This is a genomic window from Rhodococcus sp. 14-2483-1-1, from assembly GCF_002259335.1.
Lineage (GTDB): Bacteria > Actinomycetota > Actinomycetes > Mycobacteriales > Mycobacteriaceae > Rhodococcoides.
Genome location: NZ_NPFX01000023.1, coordinates 75,405 through 95,283, shown reverse-complemented (window position 1 = coordinate 95,283; position 19,879 = coordinate 75,405). Strand labels below are relative to the sequence as shown.

Genomic DNA, 19,879 nt, shown 5'->3' with positions numbered 1-19,879 from the left:
GCACCACTACCGAACCGAACGGTTTCTTCGGTACGGTACGGCGATGCACGAAGGTCACCGCAGCGAGCCGGCCGCGTCCTTGGCGGCCTGGCCACTACTGGTCGTCCTGCTCGCCGGCTGCTCCGGTGCCGACGTCACCACCGGGATCGACGAGGTCTCGGCCGGCACGAACTACACGACGGTCACGGGTTCTCTGGTTGTCGGAGATCCGTTCGCTGTTCCGGGTCCCACCGCCGCTCCGACGGCCGTGATTCCCTACGTCGACGAGCTTCCTCCGAGTCTCGAAGGTGCTCGATACCCGGGAATGTCGCCGGTCGGGGTCACCGATGTCGTGTTCGTAGGGGCTTCGGCCGTCGAATATCGGCTGGAAGGCAACGGTCCGGTGTCGTACACCGTGAGGTACGTCGACGAGGCGGTGCGGTACGGCACAAGTGAACCCGTCGCGGTGCCCGGGAAATCGATAGTGCAGGTCGACCTGTCGGGCACGTCGACGGAATCCGATGACAGCGTGGCGGATTATGCCGGGCCGGAACGAATTCGCAACGATGCAGGTTCCGCCGTGGTCTCGGTCGACTTTCTGGCCGATCCCGGCGGAATCTCGCAGTCGTTCATCGGTGTGGGTACCGATCGACCCGAGTTCACGGTGACCACCACGGAAAATCCCGCCGCGGTGGTCGTCACCATCGCATCCTGATCGACACTGTGAACGTCGAATGCACTTCCGCCCTGGCTGTTTCGGCCCCTCCTCGTCGGCCGCGCGGTAGCATCGCCGGTGTGTCCGACGCCACTGCGAGAGAGAATCGACCAGCTCGTGTGCGGGTGCTCGTCTACAGCAGCAACGCCGAGACTCGCGCTCAGGTTAAGTCTGCAGTGGGAACTCGACCGGATCCGGCGCTCGGCGAGATCGACTACGTGGACGTCGCTACGGCGGCCGTCGTCATCGAGCACTTGGATGCGGGCGGAGTCGACTTGGTCATCCTCGACGGTGAGTCCTCCCCCGTCGGGGGCCTCGGCCTGGCGAAGCAGCTCAAGGACGAGATCGACCCGTGCCCGCCGGCGCTGGTTCTCATCGGACGCCCCGACGACAGATGGTTGGCAGACTGGTCACGCGCCGAGGCTGCTGTTCCCCATCCGCTCGATCCGATTCGGCTGGGACGGGCAGTGGTCGATCTGTTGAGGCAGCACTCGGTACGCGTCGGTGCCCCGGTCTCTCGATCGCGGTAGGTCAGACCGTCTTTTCCGATGCGGGCACCGTCAGCACGAACCGGTGGATCGAGCCGGCTATGACAGCTCCGAGCACGGGAAACACCACGAACACCCACAGTTGTGACAGGGCAGGACCGCCGGCGACGAGGGCTGGGCCGAAGGACCGAGCAGGGTTGACCGAGGTCGAATCGATTCCGATGCCAAGCAGGTGGACCACGGTCAGGGTCAGGCCGATCGGTATGCCGGCCGCCACGACGGGGTGAACGGTGGGGGCCGTGGTGGCCAGTACGACGAGGACGAGCAGGCCGGTCGCGATCGTCTCGAACACCGCTACCGACGCCAGCCCGTATTCTCCGGGCGAGGAGGTGCCGAATCCATTGGTGCCCAGACCGTCCGACGGCATGTCGTATCCGGGACGGCCGGACGCGACGAACAGCACGATCAGCGCGCCGATCACTGCACCGACGGCCTGGGCGGCGATGTAGAACACAGCCTTGATCGGGGTGACGGCGCGAGCTATGAGGGCTCCGATCGTCACGGCCGGGTTGATGTGGCAGCCGGAGATCGGGCCGATCGCGTAGACGAGGGCGAGCAAGGTGAGCCCGAACGCGAGTGCGATGCCAGGGGTCCCGACGGTGTCTCCGGCGATGACGGCAGTGCCGACACCGAAAATGACCAGCAGGGCAGTGCCGAGTCCCTCAGCGGCGAGCGCTGAGACGGAAATCGACTTCATCGTGTCTCCTTCGTGATGTCGGCAGCCCGGGTCGGGCGGCCGGAAATGTTCGCAGATTGGTCGTCGCCCGTGGAATGGACCGCATGTGAAGGTCACGTGATATGGGTCACACTCATGAACGGGGCCGGAAGCTGTGCGGCCCATGCGCGTCAACGGTTTACCGAAACTGGACTGCTCGAAATCCCGCGAGATCCGTACCGAACCCATACTGTGTGGTTCAGGTCACATTGGTACGGTCGTCGCATTTACCTCGCGTCGGCGCGGACGTCGATCGAGGGAGCGGATGCCCGAATGAACGCCTACGTTCCGATTCTCGTTCTCGGTGTCATTGCGATCGCGTTCGCGGTGTTCTCGGTGATGGTCGGCACCATGGTGGGGCCCGCGCGATACAACCGCGCCAAATTCGACGCCTACGAATGCGGTATCGAGCCGACGATGCATGCGCCTACGGGCCAACGATTTCCGGTGAAGTTCTACCTGACCGCGATGCTGTTCATCATCTTCGACATCGAGATCGTCTTTCTCTATCCGTGGGCGGTCCACCTCGACGTTTTGGGAGCATTCGGGCTCGTCGCCATGGCGCTGTTCGTCGTCAACGTGTCGGTCGCCTACATCTACGAATGGCGGCGAGGCGGACTCGGTTGGGACTGATTCGACGAAGAACGGTGCTTGTTCTCAATTCTGCGAAAGCGAAAGAGCGTGATCGATGGGACTCGAAGAGAAGCTACCCAGTGGATTTCTGCTGACCACGGTCGAAGGGTTGGCCGGATACGCCCGTAAGGGTTCGCTGTGGCCGGCCACATTCGGTCTCGCGTGCTGCGCGATCGAAATGATGGCCACTACGTCCGGTCGGTTCGACCTCGCCCGATTCGGTATGGAAGCGTTTCGCGCGTCTCCGCGCCAAGCGGATCTGATGATCGTGGCGGGGCGCGTCAGCCAGAAGATGGGTCCGGTGCTGCGGCAGGTGTACGACCAGATGGCCGAACCCAAATGGGTGCTGGCCATGGGGGTCTGCGCGTCCTCGGGCGGAATGTTCAACAATTACGCGGTGGTCCAAGGCGTCGACCACATCGTTCCCGTCGACATCTATCTGCCGGGTTGCCCGCCGCGGCCGGAGATGTTGCTCAACGCAATTCTGGAGCTGCACAAGAAGATTCAGGAAATGCCGCTCGGCGTCAATCGAGAGCAGGTGCGCGCGGCAGCCGAAGCCGCGGCGCTGTCGTCCACCCCGACGATCGATCTCAAAGGCCTGCTGCGATGACCGCGCACGGACCCCGCGGGATGTTCGGTGTCCAGGGCACCGGTGACACATCCGGTTACGGCCGACTGCAGCCTCCGGTCGCAGCGATCGACACCGCCGTGCGGCCCTACGGCGGCTACTTCGATGCAGTGGTCGACCGGCTGGCCGCGGTTCTCGAAGCCGGTGCTGTGTCGTACGAGGACGCAGTCGAACGCGTGGTGATCCATCGGGGCGAGTTGACGTTGCATCTCACGCGGCAGCTTGTTCCCGTGGTGGCCCGTGCGCTGCGTGACGACGAGGAGCTCCGATTCGAGTTGTGTACGGGCGCGTCGGGTGTGCATTACCCGGATCAGGTCGGCCGCGAATTGCATGTGGTCTATCACCTCGTCTCCATCACACACGGACGTCGCCTGCGACTCGAAGTCGCCGTGCCCGATGCAGATCCGCATACGCCCTCGCTCTGCGGGGTGTATCCCACCAACGACTGGCACGAACGCGAGGTCTACGACTTCTTCGGCATCGTGTTCGACGGTCACCCTGCACTGACGCGTATCGAGATGCCCGACGACTGGGTCGGTCACCCGCAACGCAAGGACTATCCGCTGGGTGGAATTCCCATCGAGTACAAGGGCGCTCGGGTCGCGCCCCCGAACGAGCGCAGGTCGTACAGCTGATGAGCGCAACAGACGAAACCATCTACGCGGTATCGGGCCAGGACTGGGACGACGTCGTCGAACTGGCCCGCGGGTCCGGCACCGAACGGATCGTGGTGAACATGGGTCCGCAACACCCGTCCACCCACGGGGTACTGCGGTTGATTCTCGAGATCGAGGGCGAGACCGTCACCGAGGCTCGATGCGGGATCGGCTACCTGCACACCGGAATCGAGAAGAACCTCGAGTATCGCAATTGGACCCAGGGCGTCACGTTCGTCACCCGTATGGATTACCTGTCGCCGTTTTTCAACGAGACGGCGTACTGCCTCGGCGTGGAAAAGCTGCTCGACATCACCGACGACATTCCCGAGCGCGCGACGGTGATCCGGGTGATGCTGATGGAGCTGAATCGAATTTCGTCCCACTTGGTTGCATTGGCAACGGGCGGAATGGAATTGGGTGCGGTAACAGCGATGCTGTTCGGCTTCCGTGAGCGAGAACTGATCCTCGACGTCTTCGAGGCCATCACCGGGCTCCGGATGAATCACGCCTACATCCGTCCGGGAGGGCTGTCTCAGGATCTCCCGGACGATGCGATCGAGAAGGTGCGCGAGCTTCTCCGGGTGCTGCCCGGACGCCTTCGAGATCTCGAACTCATGCTCAACGACAACCCGATCTGGAAGGCCAGAACCGAGAACGTCGGCTACCTGGACCTCACCGGATGCATGGCCCTCGGCGTCACCGGCCCGGTGCTTCGATCGACCGGACTGCCCTACGATCTGCGCCGCGCCGATCCCTACTGCGGATACGACAGCTACGAGTTCGACGTGGTGACCGACACCGGAAGCGACTGTTACGGGCGCTATCTGATCCGGGTCGAGGAGATGAAGGAGTCACTCAAGATCGTCGAACAGACCCTCGATCGCCTCCGTCCGGGGCCCGTCGTCATCGACGACAAGAAGATCGCCTGGCCTGCCGATCTGGTGTCGGGACCCGATGGCCTCGGCAACTCGCAGGATCACGTGCGCACAATCATGAACACCTCGATGGAATCACTGATCCACCACTTCAAACTGGTGACCGAGGGGATGCGAGTCCCGGCCGGGCAGGTGCTGTCGTCGGTGGAGTCACCTCGCGGTGAGCTGGGCGTCCACATCGTCAGCGACGGCGGGACACGGCCGTACCGAGTGCATTTCAGAGACCCTTCCTTCACCAATCTGCAGGCAGTGGCCGCGATGTGCGAGGGCGGCATGATCTCCGACGTCATCGCCGCGGTCGCCAGTATCGACCCGGTGATGGGTGGGGTGGACCGATGACCACGCAGCCGCACTCGGAGCCGGTGCTGATTCAACTCGGAGCCCGCCCGGACGAGGCGGTGCAACTGGCCGGCCGCGGTGCACGAACGTCGTATGCCCCCGAGGTGCTCGCCCGGCTGCACGCCGACGCCGCCATCGTAGTCGCGCGCTATCCGCAGGCCAGATCGGCACTGCTGCCGTTGTTGCACCTCGTGCAATCCGAGGACGGCTTCCTCACCCCCGCAGGAATCGAATTCTGTTCCGACGTAATCGAACTCACCGGTGCGGAGGTCACTGCCGTCGCAACGTTCTATTCGATGTACCGCCGCGAGCCCACGGGGACGTACCGCGTCGGCGTGTGCACCAATACCCTGTGCGCCGTCATGGGCGGCGACGCCATCATGGACACCCTGCGCGACCACCTCGACATCGAGCATGGCGAGACGACCGCCGACGGCACCATCACTCTCGAACACATCGAATGCAACGCCGCGTGCGACTACGCACCGGTGATGATGGTCAATTGGGAGTTCTTCGACAACAGCACCCCGTCGTCTGCGCGGGATCTGGTCGATGCACTTCGATCCGGTGCTCAGGTCACCCCGACGCGTGGAGCGCCACTGTGCACGTTTCGTGAGACCGAACGAATTCTCGCCGGATTTCCCGATGACCGCCCCGAGGCGGTCGAATCATCCGGTGGCGCAGGCGAAGCCACTCTCACCGGTCTGCGCTACGCCCGAGAGCACGCGATGTCTGCTCCCGAGGTCGCATCGAATCCGGACGACGGGCACCCCGATGTCGAGACCCCCGATGTCGGAGCCGAAGCAGTAGCGGAGACGGTGCGAGACAAGCCTGCGCCGGCACCCTCGGCCACCGTGCCACCACAGCCGAACACCACCGAGACCGATCCATCGACGAAGGGGGAGTGACATGGCCCTGACGCCGGTCTTGAGCGAGTTCTGGGACGAGAAGGACTCGTGGACTCTCGACACCTACCGAAGTCACGACGGATACGCGGGGCTCGAGAAGGCCCTCGCGATGGACCCCGACGACCTCATCGCCTTCGTCAAGGAATCCGGCCTACGTGGCAGGGGTGGTGCGGGCTTTCCTACCGGAACGAAGTGGAGCTTCATACCCCAGAACGACGGCAAAGAGCACTATCTGGTGGTCAATGCCGACGAGTCCGAGCCGGGTACCTGCAAGGACATGCCACTGCTGATGGCGAGTCCGCATACGCTGATCGAGGGAATCGTGATCGCCGCGTACGCAATTCGTGCATCCCACGCCTTCGTATACGTCCGAGGTGAAGTGGTGCCGGTGCTGCGCAGGCTGCAGGCCGCGGTCGCCGAGGCCTACGCGGCGGGCTATCTGGGAAAGGGCGTTCTCGGATCGAGTTTCGACCTCGAGTTGGTGATCCACGCCGGAGCCGGTGCGTACATCTGCGGCGAGGAGACAGCCCTGCTGGATTCGTTGGAGGGTCGGCGGGGGCAACCTCGGCTGCGGCCACCGTTCCCCGCAGTGGCGGGCCTGTACGCGCGCCCGACCGTGGTGAACAACGTCGAATCGATCGCCAGCGTTCCAGTGATCCTGCGCAAGGGAATCGAGTGGTTCCGGTCGATGGGCAGCGAGAAGTCGCCCGGATTCACGCTGTATTCCATCTCTGGCCACGTCTGCCGTCCGGGCCAGTACGAGGCACCGCTGGGAATCACGCTGCGGGAGTTGCTCGGCTGCGCGGGCGGGATCAGACCGGGACACGAATTGAAGTTCTGGACGCCGGGAGGATCCTCGACACCGATGTTCACCGGCGACCATCTCGATGTCCCACTCGACTACGAGGGCGTCGGTGCCGCCGGATCGATGTTGGGTACCAAGGCACTGCAGATCTTCGACGACACGACATGTGTGGTGCGAGCGGTGTTGCGGTGGACCGAGTTCTACGCACACGAATCCTGCGGGAAATGCACACCGTGCCGGGAGGGGACCTACTGGCTGGTGCAGATCCTCAGGCGCCTCGACGGTGGTACCGGTACCGAGGGTGACCTGGCCACTCTGCTCGACATCGCGGACGGCATCGCCGGAAAGTCCTTCTGCGCGTTGGGAGACGGTGCCGCCAGCCCCATCGTGTCCTCACTGAAGTACTTCCGCGACGAATACATCCGTCACGTCACCGAGCAGGGATGCCCGTTCGACCCGCACCGATCGACCCTGATGGCAGAGGAGCTGACGTCATGACTGCACCGACACCCGGTCGTTCCGCTGGCTCCACTCCTGCTAGCCCCGATCAGTCGGTCACCGGGGTAGAGATGGTGACGTTGACCATCGACGACCACGAGGTCAGTGTTCCCAAGGGCACATTGGTGATTCGCGCTGCCGAGTTGATGGGAGTGCAGATTCCGCGTTTCTGCGATCATCCGCTGCTCGATCCGGTGGGGGCCTGCCGGCAATGTCTGGTCGATGTCGAGGGGCAACGCAAGCCGTTGGCGTCCTGTACGACGACGGTGGCCGACGGCATGGTCGTGCGTACTCAGCTGACGTCGGAGGTCGCGGACAAGGCACAGCGCGGGGTCATGGAGTTGTTGCTCATCAACCACCCCCTCGATTGCCCGGTGTGCGACAAGGGCGGTGAATGTCCACTGCAGAACCAGGCAATGGCTGCGGGCCGCACCGAGTCCAGGTTCACCGAGACCAAACGTACCTATCCCAAGCCGATTCCGCTGTCGGCCGAGGTTCTGCTCGATCGGGAACGTTGTGTGCTGTGCGCTCGGTGCACTCGCTTCGCGGCTCAGGTTGCCGGAGATCCGTCCATCGAGTTGCTCGAACGAGGTGCGGTGCAGCAGGTGGGCATCTTCGGTAACGAACCGTTCGACTCCTACTTCTCGGGAAATACCGTCCAGATCTGCCCGGTGGGGGCACTGACGAACACCGAGTATCGGTTCCGAGCCCGACCCTACGACCTGACCTCGTCGCCGAGCGTTTGCGAGCACTGTGCAGGAGGTTGCGCTCAACGTACCGACCACCGACGCGGCAAGGTTCTTCGACGTCTGGCGGGAGACGATCCCCAGGTCAACGAGGAATGGAACTGTGACAAGGGCCGCTGGGCGTTCCATTACGCCACCGAGCCGGACCGCATCACCGCCCCGATGATCCGAGACGAGTCGGGCGCTTTGATCGAGACGTCGTGGTCGGCTGCACTGGCGGCCGCAGCAGCCGGATTGGCCGCGTCCATCGGTCGTGCCGCGGTACTCGTGGGCGGAAGGTCGACCCTCGAAGACTCCTACGCGTACGCCAAGTTCGCTCGAACGGTTCTGCACACCAACGATATCGACTTTCGCAACCGTAGTCACAGCGCAGAGGAAGCCGACTTCCTGGCCGGTCGAATCGCAGGGACCGGGTTGGGAGTCACCTATACCGACCTCGAAAATGCGCCCGTGGTGGTGTTGGTCGGCTTCGAGCCCGAAGAAGAATCGCCTCTGGTGTTCCTGAGACTGCGCAAGGCGCACCGTACTCGGGGTCTGGTGGTGGCTTCGATCGCGCCCTGGGCCAGCCGAGGTCTACGCAAACTCGATGGTGTTCTGCTGCAATCGGTTCCAGGCGACGAGCCACACTGGCTCGACGCATTGCACGTCGGCGATCGAGGCACCGAATCCATTGCCCAACTCCTCCGCGAGCCCGGATCGATCGTTCTCGTCGGAGAGCGGCTCGGCGCAGTCTCCGGCGGACTGTCCGCAGCGTCGAAGTTGGCCGACGACACCGGAGCGCAGTTGGCGTGGATTCCGCGACGTGCCGGAGAACGCGGCGCGCTCGACGCCGGCACACTGCCGAATGTGCTGCCGGGCGGGCGGCCTGTGGCCGATGCGTCGGCGCGCGCCGAGGTGGCAGCCCTGTGGGGAGTGGCAGAACTTCCCGCTGACTCCGGTCGCGATACCGCCGCGATACTGGCGGACGCCGGTCCCGATCGCGTTCTGATCACTGCTGGAATCGACCCGCACGATCTACCCGATCCGCGCGCCGCGCTCGACGCAGTGGATCGATCGGCGTTCGTGGTCAGTCTCGAACTTCGACACAGCGCGGTCACCGAACGCGCCGACGTGGTGTTCCCGGTGGCACCGGTAGTCGACAAACAGGGAACCTTCGTGGACTGGGAGGGAAGACCGCGCGCATTCGACACTGCACTCGGGGCAGGCGCGGTACTGCCCGATCAGCGCGTTCTCGATGCCATCGCCGAACAGATGGGGGTCGAGCTGTTGCTGCCCGACGCGGCTGCAGCTCGCGGTGAGCTGGCCCGTCTGGGTGGCTGGAACGGATCGCGGATCGCCGTGGCCCGAGTGCGTCCGCGCGCCGAAACGCCGTCGCTCGCGCCCGGGGAGGCGATTCTGGCGACGTGGCGGATGCTCATCGATTCGGGGCGGATGCAGGACGGCGAGGTCGATCTCGCGAAGACCGGTCGCCCACCTACGGTCCGACTGTCCGCTGCGACTGCGTCGACGATCGAGGCGATCGACGGTGATCGGGTGAGTGTCGAGACGGACTGTGGCTCGATCACGTTGCCGCTGAAAGTAACCGATCTACCCGACAACGTGGTGTGGGTACCGATGAACTCGCCCGGTTCCTCGGTGTACCGCTCACTCGGCGCGGAGTCGGGTGCGGTGGTCAGGCTGCGCAGGGCGGAGCCTGCGGAACGACCCGAGGGAGAGGCATTGTGATCGTCTCCGCGCCGACCGATCTGTCGATGTTCGGCACCGACCCGTGGTGGTTGGTGATCGGCAAGGCCTTGGCGGTCTTCGTATTCTTGGTTCTCACACCGCTCGTTGCGATCTATGCCGAACGCAAGATCATGGCGTGGATGCAGATGCGCGTCGGGCCCAATCGGGTCGGTCCGTGGGGACTGTTGCAGTCGCTGATGGACGGGATCAAGCTTGCTCTGAAAGAGGGAATCACTCCGACCGGCGTCGACAAGCCCATTTACATTCTGGCTCCCATCATTTCGGTGGTCCCTGCCTTCATGGCGTTTGCGGTGATTCCGTTCGGGCCCGAGGTGTCGGTGTTCGGTACCACGACTCCGCTGCAGATGACCGACCTGCCGGTGGGGGTTCTGTACATCCTCGCGGTCACCTCGGTGGGTGTGTACGGAATCGTCCTGGCCGGCTGGGCGTCGAATTCGACGTATCCGTTGCTGGGTGCACTGCGTTCGACGGCGCAGGTCATTTCCTACGAGGTTGCGATGGGCCTGTCGTTCGCTGCGGTATTCCTGTACGCGGGGACCATGTCGACGTCCGGAATCGTTGCTGCGCAACAGAACACCTGGTACGTGCTCTTGCTCTTGCCGTCGTTCCTGGTGTACGTGACGGCGATGGTCGGTGAAACCAACCGCGCTCCTTTCGACTTGCCCGAGGCCGAAGGGGAACTGGTGGGCGGGTTCCACACCGAATACTCCTCCTTGCGATTCGCGATGTTCATGCTTGCCGAGTACATCAACATGGTCACGGTGTCGGCGCTCGCGACCACGTTGTTCCTGGGCGGCTGGCGGGCTCCGATTCCGTTGAGTCTGTGGAGCGGTGCCAATTCGGGATGGTGGCCGGTGCTGTGGTTCGTCGTCAAGGTGTGGGTGTTCCTGTTCGTCTTCATCTGGTTGCGGTCGACGTTGCCGAGGCTGCGGTACGACCAATTCATGAACTTCGGCTGGAAGATCCTCATTCCCGTCGCTCTGATCTGGGTGATGGTGATCGCGACGGTGCGCGTACTCGGGGCCGGTAGGTACGACGTGCCTCTGGTCACGTTCGTCGTGTCGATGATCTTCGCGGTCGCCGTTCTGGGTTCTCTGCTGCTCATGCTGCGAAGGCGCGCACGTGTCCGGAACCTTCCGCCTCCGCCGCCCACCGAAGAATTCGATGCCGCGGCAGGCGGATTCCCGATTCCTCCCATCCCCAAGCAGGGCGCGACGATTGCGAGCCGGCACGCCGGAGCGCGGTCACACCCGGCCCGGTCACAGAAGGAGAACGCCGATGCCTGAATTCCTCGGTCCCATCGCCGGATTCGGTGTCACCTTCGCCACGATGTTCAAGAAACCCGAGACCGAGCTGTATCCGGAGGAGAAGAAACCGACCGAGGTTCGCTACCACGGTCGGCATCAGCTCAACCGATACGCCGACGGCCTCGAGAAGTGCATCGGCTGCGAGCTCTGCGCGTGGGCCTGTCCGGCCGACGCGATCTACGTCGAAGGAGCCGACAACACCGAGACCGAGCGATTCTCGCCGGGCGAGCGATACGGCGGGGTCTACCAGATCAACTATCTTCGATGCATCGGCTGCGGATTGTGTGTGGAGGCCTGTCCCACAAGGGCTCTGACGATGACCAACGAATACGAGCTCGCCGGTGACAACCGAGCCGACCTGATCTACGAGAAGGACTCGCTGCTGGCACCGCTGGAGCCGGACATGGTGGCACCACCGCACGCGATGGCACCGGGGCGTTCGGCGGAGGACTACTACCGCGGCACCGTCACCGGGGCCGAGAGCGAGGCCGACACCGATCGCGGTCCGGTTCGATGACTGCCACAGTGCAGCTCGCCCTCGAGGCAACCTCCACCGGTGAGGCCGTGCAGTTCTGGACCCTCGGTGTCGTTGCGGTCCTCGGCGCTCTCGGTGTGGTGATGAGCACGAAAGCTGTCTACTCGGCACTGTTTCTCGCCGCCACCATGGTGGTGCTCGCAATCTTCTACATGGCGCAGGGGGCGCTGTTTCTCGGTGTCGTGCAGATCGTCGTCTACACCGGCGCGGTCATGATGCTGTTTCTGTTCGTCCTGATGCTCGTCGGGGTCGACACCTCGGAGTCGTTGACCGAGACATTGCGAGGGCACCGTATCGCGGCCGTCGTCATCGGAATCGGCTTCGGGCTGTTGATCATCGGGGTGCTGCTGCGCGACTCGGCACGCGCCGGTCGACTCGATTTCGTCGGGCTCGACGCGGCCAACTCCACCGGAAACGTCGAAGGCCTGGCCGAGCTGATCTTCGTCGAGTACGTATGGGCGTTCGAGCTGACCGGAGCGCTGTTGATCACGGCCACCATCGGGGCGATGATCCTGGCGCACCGGGAGGCTCTGGGACCGGTGAAGGGTCAGCGAGAGATGTCGCAGGACCGGTTCCGCGACGGCTCCCGGGTGACGCCGCTGCCGAGCCCCGGTGTGTTCGCCCGTCACAACGGCGTGGATCGCCGCGCTCTGCTGCCGGACGGAAGCGAGTCGGAGTCGTCCGTCAACGCCCTGTTCGCCGATCGACGGAGCCAGTACAAGGTGGACGGGGGTGACGACTGATGAATCCCGAGAACTACCTCTATCTGTCGGTTCTGCTGTTCACGATCGGCGCGGCGGGAGTCATCGTCAGGCGCAACGCCATCATCGTGTTCATGTGTATCGAATTGATGCTCAACGCAGTCAATCTCGCGTTCGTCACGTTCTCGCGCATGCACGGCAATCTGGACGGCCAGTTGTTCGCGTTCTTCACCATGGTGGTCGCTGCTGCCGAGGTGGTGGTGGGCCTGGCGATCATCATGGCCATCTTCCGTTCTCGTCGCTCGATCTCGATGGACGAGAACTCTCTGATGAAGAACTGACGGGGGAGCAGAAACGATGTCGATCCTGTGGCTTCTCCCGGCTCTGCCGGCGGTCGGCGCGGCCGTCCTGCTGCTCGGTGGCCGGCGTTGCAATCCGTGGGGGCACCTGGCTGCGACGGCAGCAGCGGTGTCGTCGTTCGTGGTTGCAGCACTGGTGTTCGCCTCGATGCTCGGGCGTGACGAGTCGAACAGAGCGGTCACGGAGACTCTGTTCCGCTGGGTTCCCGTCGACGAATTGCAGGTCGACTTCGGACTGCGCGCCGATCAGCTGTCGATCTGTTTCGTCCTGTTGATCACCGGAGTCGGGTCGCTCATTCACGTGTACTCGATCGGATACATGAGCCACGACGTAGAGCGTCGGCGCTTCTTCGCGTACCTCAATCTGTTTCTCGCCGCCATGCTGCTGCTGGTGCTGGCCGACAACTTCCTCGGCCTGTATCTGGGGTGGGAGGGTGTCGGCCTGGCGTCGTACCTGCTCATCGGATTCTGGCAACACAAGCCGTCGGCCGCTTCGGCAGCTCGAAAAGCGTTCGTGGTCAACCGCGTCGGCGATATCGGCCTGGCCATCGCCCTGATGATCATGTTCGTGAACTTCGGATCGGCGCAATACGACGTGGTGTTCGCCGGAATCGGGGATGCGAGTGAATCGGTGGCCACCGCGATGGCGCTGATGTTGCTGCTGGCCGCCTGCGGGAAGTCGGCGCAGGTGCCGCTGCAGTCGTGGCTCGGCGACGCCATGGAGGGCCCCACTCCGGTCTCCGCACTCATTCACGCGGCGACGATGGTCACCGCCGGGGTGTATCTCATCGTCCGATCCGGACCGGTGTTCGAGGCGTCGCCGGCCGCCCGTGCAGCGACCGTCACGGTTGGTGCGGTGACATTGCTGTTCGGTGCCGTGATCGGTTGTGCGAAAGACGACATCAAGAAGGCGCTCGCGGCCTCGACGATGAGTCAGATCGGGTACATGGTGCTCGCGGCCGGACTCGGCCCGTCCGGCTATGCCTTCGCGATCGTGCTGTTGCTCTCGCACGGGTTCTTCAAGGCAGGCTTGTTCCTGGGTGCCGGCTCGGTGATGCACGCGATGAACGACGAGACCGACATGCGACGGTTCGGCGGGCTCCGCGCCGCGATGCCGATCACGTTCGTCACGTTCGGTCTCGGCTACCTCGCCATCATCGGAGTACCGCCCTTCTCCGGCTTCTTCGCCAAGGATCCGATCATCGAGGTCGCGTTCGCGGCGGGGGGAGCGGTAGGTGTGGTGCTCGGCTGCGTGACGTTGCTCGGTGCAGGTCTGACGGCCTTCTACATGACTCGAGTGATGTTGATGACGTTCTTCGGCCCGAAACGGTGGGCAGCGCAGGCACATCCGCACGAGGCGTCGGCGACGATGACGGCTCCCATGATTCTGTTGGCCGTCGGCTCGGTGGCATCGGGAGCATTCCTCGCGGTGGGTGGACGCCTCGAAAGCTGGCTGGAACCGGTGGTGGGATCGGCGCACGAGGAGCACGCGATTCCTGCCTGGGTCGTCACTGTCGCAGTTCTGGCAGTGGTACTCGTGGGCGCAGGCGTGGCTTACCGGAAGTACATCGCGCGCGACGTTCCCCCGACTCCACCCGAGGACGTATCGGTGCTGACCAGAGCCGCACGCGCCGATCTGTACGGCGACGCCTTCAACGAGGCAGCATTCATGCGACCCGGTCAAAAGCTAACGAACACAATGGTATTCGCCGACAAGGCGGGTATCGATGCGGTCGTGGATGGGGTGGGGAGATCGATCGGCGGAGTGTCGAGTCGATCCAGGCGGTTGCAGACCGGTTTCGTACGGTCCTATGCGTTGGCGATGTTCGCCGGGGCCGTTCTCGTCGTGCTGATGGTGGTGGTCCTGTGACGATCCCCTGGTTGACCGTCCTGTGGGTTCTGCCGGTACTCGGCGCGATCGTCGTCGCCCTGGTGCCGGCGGATCGTCCGACGATCGCGCGTGGTGTCGCCGTGGGTTTCGCCACCGGCACACTCGCGGTGTCGGTGGTACTCGCGGTCGCGTTCGACTCCGGTGGCGATCGATACCAGTTCCTCGAAGACCATTCCTGGATAGCGGCATTCGGTGCGCGCTACACGCTCGGCCTCGACGGAATCGGTCTCGTGCTGGTGTTGCTCACCACCGTCCTGACCCCACTGCTCCTCGTTGCGGGCTGGAACGACGGCAGCCGCGTGGCGAACTACGGTTCGCGCCGGGTCTCGCACACCTACATGGCGTTGATCCTGGCGGTCGAGTCCATGGTGATCGTCTCGTTCCTCGCCTTGGACGTACTGCTGTTCTACATCTTCTTCGAGGCGATGCTGATTCCGATGTACTTCCTCATCGGTGGTTTCGGCGGTGTTCAGCGCACGCGCGCCGCGGTGAAGTTCCTGCTTTACAACCTGTTCGGTGGCCTGGTGATGTTGGCTGCCGTCATCGGGTTGTACGTCGTCACCGCCAGGGCGGGTGGCCCGTTCGACGGCGGTACGTTCGATCTACGCACGATCGCGGATGCGGCGGCATCGGGCGGGCTCGGCGTGGATCCGGTAGTGCTGAACGCGTTGTTCCTCGGTTTCATGCTTGCGTTCGCGATCAAGGCGCCCCTGTGGCCGTTCCACACGTGGTTACCCGACGCCGCAGTGCAGTCCACCCCCGCAACGGCGGTGCTGATGATGTCGGTGGTGGACAAGGTCGGCACCTTCGCGATGTTGCGCTTCTGTCTCGAGCTCTTCCCCGAGTCGTCGCAGACGTTCGCCCCGTGGATCATCACGCTCGCTGTGATCGGCATCGTGTACGGCGCGATACTGGCGATCGGTCAGACCGACATGATGAGACTCATTGCCTACACCTCTATTTCGCACTTCGGTTTCATCATCCTCGGCATCTTCGCGATGACCGGTCAGAGTCAGGCCGGTGCGACGCTGTACATGGTCAACCATGGAATCTCCACCGCCGCATTGTTCTTGATCGCAGGCTTTCTCGTGTCCCGTCGTGGTTCACGGGCGATCGCCGACTACGGCGGCGTCCAGAAGGTCGCGCCGGTTCTCGCCGGAACGTTTCTGATATCTGGTCTGGCCACGCTCTCCCTACCCGGTCTTGCCCCATTCATCAGTGAATTCCTGGTGTTGATCGGCACATTCGGTCGATACGGCGTCGCCGCGATCGTGGCCACCGGTGCGCTCGTGCTGTCGGCGATCTACATTCTCTGGCTCTATCAGCGGGTGATGACGGGGCCGGTCCGAGAGGGCAGCGAGACGATCTCCGATCTCGTTCCCCGTGAGGCGTTGGTGGTGGTCCCGTTGCTCGCGTTGCTGATCCTGTTCGGGGTGTACCCGAAACCGGCACTCGATGTCATCACTCCGGCAGTGCAATCCACGATCGTCGACAGTGCAGGAGGTCAACGATGACCACTCCCGAGGTGCAGTACGGACTGCTGTCGCCCATGTTGATCGTCTTCGGTGTCGCGGTTCTCGGGGTCCTCGTCGAAGCGTTCGTGCCGATGCGGGCACGTCGTGGGGTCCATCTCGGCCTTGCGCTGGCCGGTTTGGTGGCGGCTCTCGCGGCCGTTCTCGGGCTGGCGGGCACCGAGGCATATGCGATGAACGGGGCCGTGGCCATCGACGGCCCGACGCTGTTTCTGCAGGGAACCATCGTGCTGGTGGCAATCCCGGCCGTCGCTTTGCTGGCGGAGCGCACAGTCGCCGTCACCGGGGCCGGAACCGAGCGCCGTATCGATTCGTTCACTCCGCAGGCCTCGACCACTCCGGGCAGCGTCGCGGAGAAGGAGGCCATCGACGCAGGCGTTGCCCAGACGGAGGTCTTTCCACTGGCGATGTTCGCGATCGGCGGCATGCTGTTGTTTCCGGCGTCCACCGATCTGCTGACGATGTTCGTCGCGCTGGAGGTACTGTCTCTGCCGCTGTATCTCCTGTGTGGTCTGGCCCGGCGACGGCGGCTGCTCTCCCAGGAAGCGGCGCTGAAATACTTTCTCCTCGGCGCATTCTCGTCCGCGTTCTTCCTGTTCGGAGTCGCGTTCCTTTACGGCTATGCCGGTACCGTCGGATTGGACGGCATTGCCGACGCCATCGCCGCAGACGGTCAGGGCAGATCGCTCGCGCTGATCGGAACCGCACTGCTGGCTGTGGGTTTGTTGTTCAAAGTCGGTGCGGTGCCCTTTCATTCGTGGATTCCAGATGTCTACCAGGGTGCCCCCACGCCGGTGACCGCACTGATGGCCACGGTGACCAAGGTCGCGGCGTTCGGTGCGATTCTGCGAATCTTCGGAATGGCACTGCCCGGTCTCGAGTCGAGTTGGCGGCCGATGCTGTGGGTGGTCGCCATCGCGACGATGGTGCTCGGTTCGGTTGTCGCGGTGACGCAGACCGACGTCAAACGCATGCTGGCCTACTCGTCCGTGGCGCACACCGGGTTCATCCTCACCGGAGTGACCGCGCTGGGTAATTCAGGTGATGTGGGTGATTCGGGTGTCTCGGCCACGATGTTCTACCTGCTTGCTTACGCCTTCAGCACGTTGGGTGGATTCGCCGTCATCGGTCTGGTCCGAGACGAACGTGGTGAGGTGGGCGACCTGGAGCGGTGGGCCGGTGTCGGTCGACGCTCACCGCTCGTTGCCGCAGTGTTCGGATTGTTCTTGCTCTCGTTCGCGGGTATCCCGCTCACCAGCGGCTTCATCGGCAAGTTCGCGGTGTTCAGCGCGGCCTCGGGTGCCGGGGGAGCAGCATTGGTCGTGGTCGGTGTGGTGTGCAGCGCGATCGCGGCGTTCTTCTACGTGAGAGTGATAGTGCTGATGTTCTTCACCGATCCCACGGACCGGACCGTCACCATGGTGCGGCCTACCGCGTCGGTGTCATGTGCGATCGGGGTCTCGGTGGTCGTCACCGTGGCACTGGGAGTCTTTCCTCAGCCCGTTCTCGATATCGCCACGCGAGCTGGTAACTTCCTCTAGCTCGTACGGGCCTACTGCGCGGACTTCATTCGCTGCTTCCAGGTGTGTGAGCCTGTGCCGATCGGGATTCCACCGATGGCTCCAGCGAGGCCGAACGACGGCATGTTGACGTAGATCGATTCACTGTTCTGTGCTGTTGCCGTATAGGTTTCGTGCCATACCCCGACATGGCCGGTCGCAGCGACCGATCGGTTGAAGGCGCGCCAGGCGGGCGCATGAGGTGCGTCGGGATCGGAGGCGAATCGCGTCAGGTCTTCCGCGTTGCGCCAATAGCTGACCAGCATGGTGGTGCGGCCCAACCAGGAGTGGTAGCCGAGCAGTCCGGAGGCGGGATCCTGCTCGAGATGGCTGAGCATCCGCGGCATCGCGCGCACCGCGGGAAGCCAGGAGCGAACGGCAAGGGGATTGTTGATGCGCATTCCGATGAGGAAGACCGTGACGGTGTCGCGGTCGGCGTCGACCGTGCGGCGGCCGTCGATGATGGGTTGCATGACGTGTTCCCGTCTGTTCGAGGGATCGTACATTTATGTGACACTGTTATAAAACACTGTTGTGGTAAGTTTCGCAAGTGGCGAGACCCAGAATTCACGATGCGGAACTACGCACCCGGCTACTCGAGGCCGCGGCGGAAAGCGTTGCCCAACACGGCGTCGACTCGCTGTCTCTCCGTAAGCTGGCTGCCGCGCAGGGCACCTCGACCACGGCGATCTATTCGCTGTTCGGTGGTCGTGCCGAATTGCTGGTGGCCCTGTTCGCTGCATCGTTCTCGAGTTTCGGTGACGTGCAGCGCAGCGTGCCCGTCACCGGCGACCCCGAGGTCGATCTACGCGAACTCGGCGTTGCCTACCGGCACTGGGCTCTGCACAACCCGCATCTGTACGCGGTGATGTTCGGCGGCGTACTCGGTTCGGTCGATGTATCCGGAGAGGCGCAACTCGCCGCCGCAGCGATGGACCCGCTTCGGGCCGCGGTAGCGCGCGCCGTCGCGGCCGGCACCATGAGCGGCGCATCGGTCGACTTGATCAGCCATTCGTTCTGGGCGATCGTGCACGGGTTGGTGTCGCTGGAGTTGGCGATGCCCACGAACCCCGACGACGAGGTTCGTCGTGCGATGTTCGACGCCGGTACGGAGTCGGTGCTACGGGGGTGGACGCGTCAGTAGGTGCGCGGTATCCCGAGGATCTTGGTGGCGTCGACGGTCATGCCCAACCGTGCCGTTGGAGCGAGCGCAGGCAGATCCGGGAGATCGTCGGGAGTGGCTGTCGCAGCACCGATCACGTCGGCACCGGCGATCTCGAAATCGGAGATCGCTCGCCGAAGATGGCTGGGAGTTGTTGCGAGCAAGAGATTCTCAGCACCTATCTCTGCAGCCAGCGAGGTGGCGCGCTGCGCGTTCTGTACCGTCGAATTCGCGGTGGCCTCGGTATGAATGCGGTCGTCCGCGATCGCGTTGTCGATCAGCCACTTCTTCATCGCTTCGGCCTCGCTGATGCCGCTCTGCGGATTTCCACCGGTGACGATGACGGGCGACTCGGGGGAACGCTCTGCCACCGCGACGGCGGAGCGCAGCCGCTCGACCAACTCCGGGGCCATACTGCCGTCGCTGTTCAGGCCGAGACCGAGCACCACGATCGCGGTACGCGGTCCGTCGGTCGTCGGCGCGAAGTCGATCGTCCGGGTCGCGGCGTCGTCGATGACGGCGATGGCTCGATCGACAGCGTCTGCGAGCCCAGGGGACAGGGTGCGTAGACGGGCCGAGTGCTGCGCACGCGCGGCGGCATCATCGGTTGCGTTGGCATAGAACGTCTGCAGCGCTGCCACATTGGCATCGTTCGGTGCCGCGGCCGCAACGGCATCCAGCGAAGCGAAACCGGCGTCGTATCGGCCCTTGACCAGAGCATTCTGTGCATCGTTGTACTGCTGCGCGTCGGCGGAACGTGGTGCGTCTGCAACCGTTGTGACCTGGGTCGACGGGTCGGGCTGAGCCATCGCCGCGCCCATGCCCGTGCCGAGGGCAAGAGCAGCCGCACAGGTGACAACGGCAACGCGAATCGTCGGTTGTGCTCGGCCGGATCGCACTGTCGGTAGCCCTCCTGAGCGGTGACAAGTTTCCGCCACCCTAGCTCAGTTCGGTACCAGTGTGACTGGTGTGATCCAAG

Annotated in this window: 20 protein-coding genes; 17 read left to right on the top strand and 3 right to left on the bottom strand. The window is 63.8% G+C overall.

What is annotated here, in order from left to right:
* Positions 1-43 precede the first annotated feature (43 nt).
* Together CH294_RS23715 and CH294_RS23710 are read left to right on the top strand one after the other, a co-directional pair.
* Entirely contained in the window at positions 44-694 is a 651-nt protein-coding gene (locus CH294_RS23715) for a hypothetical protein (protein WP_094739220.1), read from the top strand.
* 80 nt (positions 695-774) lie between these two features.
* Positions 775-1,224, top strand: a complete 450-nt coding sequence (locus CH294_RS23710) for a hypothetical protein (RefSeq protein ID WP_094739316.1) — start codon at positions 775-777, stop codon at positions 1,222-1,224.
* Position 1,225: 1 nt separating this feature from the next.
* Here CH294_RS23710 and CH294_RS23705 read toward each other — a convergent pair whose 3' ends face one another.
* Positions 1,226-1,939: an aquaporin gene (locus tag CH294_RS23705; protein WP_094739219.1), complete on the bottom strand. Its 714-nt coding sequence runs from the start codon at positions 1,937-1,939 to the stop codon at positions 1,226-1,228.
* 291 nt (positions 1,940-2,230) lie between these two features.
* Between CH294_RS23705 and CH294_RS23700 the strand changes: the two genes are divergently transcribed.
* The 14 genes from CH294_RS23700 to nuoN are packed head-to-tail and all read left to right on the top strand — an operon-like array spanning position 2,231 to position 17,720.
* The gene (locus CH294_RS23700; protein WP_032403618.1) at positions 2,231-2,590 is read left to right on the top strand and encodes an NADH-quinone oxidoreductase subunit A; all 360 of its coding nucleotides are present in this window, start codon (positions 2,231-2,233) and stop codon (positions 2,588-2,590) included.
* Between the two features lie 55 nt (positions 2,591-2,645).
* Positions 2,646-3,200 carry an NADH-quinone oxidoreductase subunit B gene (locus tag CH294_RS23695; RefSeq protein ID WP_037173966.1) on the top strand — a complete coding sequence of 185 codons (555 nt, stop codon included), beginning with the start codon at positions 2,646-2,648 and terminating at the stop codon, positions 3,198-3,200.
* Positions 3,197-3,853: an NADH-quinone oxidoreductase subunit C gene (locus CH294_RS23690; RefSeq protein WP_032403239.1), complete on the top strand. Its 657-nt coding sequence runs from the start codon at positions 3,197-3,199 to the stop codon at positions 3,851-3,853. The genes CH294_RS23695 and CH294_RS23690 overlap by 4 nt, the downstream gene beginning before the upstream one ends.
* Positions 3,853-5,151, top strand: a complete 1,299-nt coding sequence (nuoD, locus tag CH294_RS23685) for an NADH dehydrogenase (quinone) subunit D (protein WP_032377103.1) — start codon at positions 3,853-3,855, stop codon at positions 5,149-5,151. The genes CH294_RS23690 and nuoD overlap by 1 nt, the downstream gene beginning before the upstream one ends.
* A complete protein-coding gene (gene nuoE / locus CH294_RS23680; protein WP_094739218.1) occupies positions 5,148-6,059 on the top strand; it encodes an NADH-quinone oxidoreductase subunit NuoE in 912 nt (303 codons plus the stop codon). The genes nuoD and nuoE overlap by 4 nt, the downstream gene beginning before the upstream one ends.
* Position 6,060: 1 nt before the next feature.
* Positions 6,061-7,362 (top strand): NADH-quinone oxidoreductase subunit NuoF, encoded by a 1,302-nt coding sequence (gene nuoF / locus CH294_RS23675; protein ID WP_094739217.1) that lies wholly within the window; start codon positions 6,061-6,063, stop codon positions 7,360-7,362.
* Entirely contained in the window at positions 7,359-9,833 is a 2,475-nt protein-coding gene (locus tag CH294_RS23670; RefSeq protein WP_094739216.1) for an NADH-quinone oxidoreductase subunit G, read from the top strand. Before nuoF ends, CH294_RS23670 begins: the two co-directional genes overlap by 4 nt.
* A gap of 26 nt (positions 9,834-9,859) precedes the next feature.
* Positions 9,860-11,140, top strand: a complete 1,281-nt coding sequence (nuoH, locus tag CH294_RS23665) for an NADH-quinone oxidoreductase subunit NuoH (protein WP_094739315.1) — start codon at positions 9,860-9,862, stop codon at positions 11,138-11,140.
* Positions 11,133-11,678, top strand: coding sequence for an NADH-quinone oxidoreductase subunit NuoI (gene nuoI / locus CH294_RS23660; RefSeq protein WP_032377107.1), 546 nt, complete (start codon positions 11,133-11,135; stop codon positions 11,676-11,678). The genes nuoH and nuoI overlap by 8 nt, the downstream gene beginning before the upstream one ends.
* Positions 11,675-12,439 carry an NADH-quinone oxidoreductase subunit J gene (locus tag CH294_RS23655; protein WP_094739215.1) on the top strand — a complete coding sequence of 255 codons (765 nt, stop codon included), beginning with the start codon at positions 11,675-11,677 and terminating at the stop codon, positions 12,437-12,439. Before nuoI ends, CH294_RS23655 begins: the two co-directional genes overlap by 4 nt.
* Positions 12,439-12,738, top strand: a complete 300-nt coding sequence (gene nuoK / locus CH294_RS23650) for an NADH-quinone oxidoreductase subunit NuoK (RefSeq protein WP_008717020.1) — start codon at positions 12,439-12,441, stop codon at positions 12,736-12,738. The genes CH294_RS23655 and nuoK overlap by 1 nt, the downstream gene beginning before the upstream one ends.
* 16 nt (positions 12,739-12,754) lie before the next feature.
* Positions 12,755-14,626 (top strand): NADH-quinone oxidoreductase subunit L, encoded by a 1,872-nt coding sequence (gene nuoL, locus CH294_RS23645; protein WP_094739214.1) that lies wholly within the window; start codon positions 12,755-12,757, stop codon positions 14,624-14,626.
* Entirely contained in the window at positions 14,623-16,161 is a 1,539-nt protein-coding gene (locus CH294_RS23640) for an NADH-quinone oxidoreductase subunit M (RefSeq protein WP_094739213.1), read from the top strand. The genes nuoL and CH294_RS23640 overlap by 4 nt, the downstream gene beginning before the upstream one ends.
* On the top strand, positions 16,158-17,720 hold the full coding sequence (gene nuoN / locus CH294_RS23635; RefSeq protein ID WP_094739212.1) for an NADH-quinone oxidoreductase subunit NuoN: 1,563 nt from the start codon (positions 16,158-16,160) through the stop codon (positions 17,718-17,720). Before CH294_RS23640 ends, nuoN begins: the two co-directional genes overlap by 4 nt.
* Before the next feature lie 11 nt (positions 17,721-17,731).
* Here the strand turns inward: nuoN and CH294_RS23630 are convergent, their stop codons facing one another.
* Positions 17,732-18,211 (bottom strand): DUF4188 domain-containing protein, encoded by a 480-nt coding sequence (locus tag CH294_RS23630; RefSeq protein ID WP_094618595.1) that lies wholly within the window; start codon positions 18,209-18,211, stop codon positions 17,732-17,734.
* A 77-nt stretch (positions 18,212-18,288) separates the two neighbouring features.
* On the opposite strand from CH294_RS23630, the gene CH294_RS23625 reads away from it, so the two are divergent.
* Positions 18,289-18,882, top strand: a complete 594-nt coding sequence (locus CH294_RS23625; protein ID WP_032403248.1) for a TetR/AcrR family transcriptional regulator — start codon at positions 18,289-18,291, stop codon at positions 18,880-18,882.
* Here CH294_RS23625 and CH294_RS23620 read toward each other — a convergent pair.
* Entirely contained in the window at positions 18,876-19,799 is a 924-nt protein-coding gene (locus CH294_RS23620; RefSeq protein ID WP_094610514.1) for a YdcF family protein, read from the bottom strand. The genes CH294_RS23625 and CH294_RS23620 overlap by 7 nt on opposite strands.
* Positions 19,800-19,879 lie beyond the last annotated feature (80 nt).

What these genes read in the sequence shown, in the direction of transcription:
- nuoE (WP_094739218.1), top strand. Translation starts at nt 5,148, where the DNA reads ATGACCACGCAGCCGCACTCGGAGCCGGTGCTGATTCAACTCGGAGCC.
- nuoI (WP_032377107.1), top strand. Translation starts at nt 11,133, where the DNA reads ATGCCTGAATTCCTCGGTCCCATCGCCGGATTCGGTGTCACCTTCGCC.
- CH294_RS23700 (WP_032403618.1), top strand. Translation starts at nt 2,231, where the DNA reads ATGAACGCCTACGTTCCGATTCTCGTTCTCGGTGTCATTGCGATCGCG.
- nuoN (WP_094739212.1), top strand. Translation starts at nt 16,158, where the DNA reads ATGACCACTCCCGAGGTGCAGTACGGACTGCTGTCGCCCATGTTGATC.
- CH294_RS23690 (WP_032403239.1), top strand. Translation starts at nt 3,197, where the DNA reads ATGACCGCGCACGGACCCCGCGGGATGTTCGGTGTCCAGGGCACCGGT.
- CH294_RS23670 (WP_094739216.1), top strand. Translation starts at nt 7,359, where the DNA reads ATGACTGCACCGACACCCGGTCGTTCCGCTGGCTCCACTCCTGCTAGC.
- CH294_RS23715 (WP_094739220.1), top strand. Translation starts at nt 44, where the DNA reads ATGCACGAAGGTCACCGCAGCGAGCCGGCCGCGTCCTTGGCGGCCTGG.
- nuoF (WP_094739217.1), top strand. Translation starts at nt 6,061, where the DNA reads ATGGCCCTGACGCCGGTCTTGAGCGAGTTCTGGGACGAGAAGGACTCG.
- nuoL (WP_094739214.1), top strand. Translation starts at nt 12,755, where the DNA reads ATGTCGATCCTGTGGCTTCTCCCGGCTCTGCCGGCGGTCGGCGCGGCC.
- nuoH (WP_094739315.1), top strand. Translation starts at nt 9,860, where the DNA reads ATGTTCGGCACCGACCCGTGGTGGTTGGTGATCGGCAAGGCCTTGGCG.
- CH294_RS23655 (WP_094739215.1), top strand. Translation starts at nt 11,675, where the DNA reads ATGACTGCCACAGTGCAGCTCGCCCTCGAGGCAACCTCCACCGGTGAG.
- CH294_RS23705 (WP_094739219.1), bottom strand. Translation starts at nt 1,939, where the DNA reads ATGAAGTCGATTTCCGTCTCAGCGCTCGCCGCTGAGGGACTCGGCACT.
- nuoD (WP_032377103.1), top strand. Translation starts at nt 3,853, where the DNA reads ATGAGCGCAACAGACGAAACCATCTACGCGGTATCGGGCCAGGACTGG.
- nuoK (WP_008717020.1), top strand. Translation starts at nt 12,439, where the DNA reads ATGAATCCCGAGAACTACCTCTATCTGTCGGTTCTGCTGTTCACGATC.
- CH294_RS23630 (WP_094618595.1), bottom strand. Translation starts at nt 18,211, where the DNA reads ATGCAACCCATCATCGACGGCCGCCGCACGGTCGACGCCGACCGCGAC.
- CH294_RS23695 (WP_037173966.1), top strand. Translation starts at nt 2,646, where the DNA reads ATGGGACTCGAAGAGAAGCTACCCAGTGGATTTCTGCTGACCACGGTC.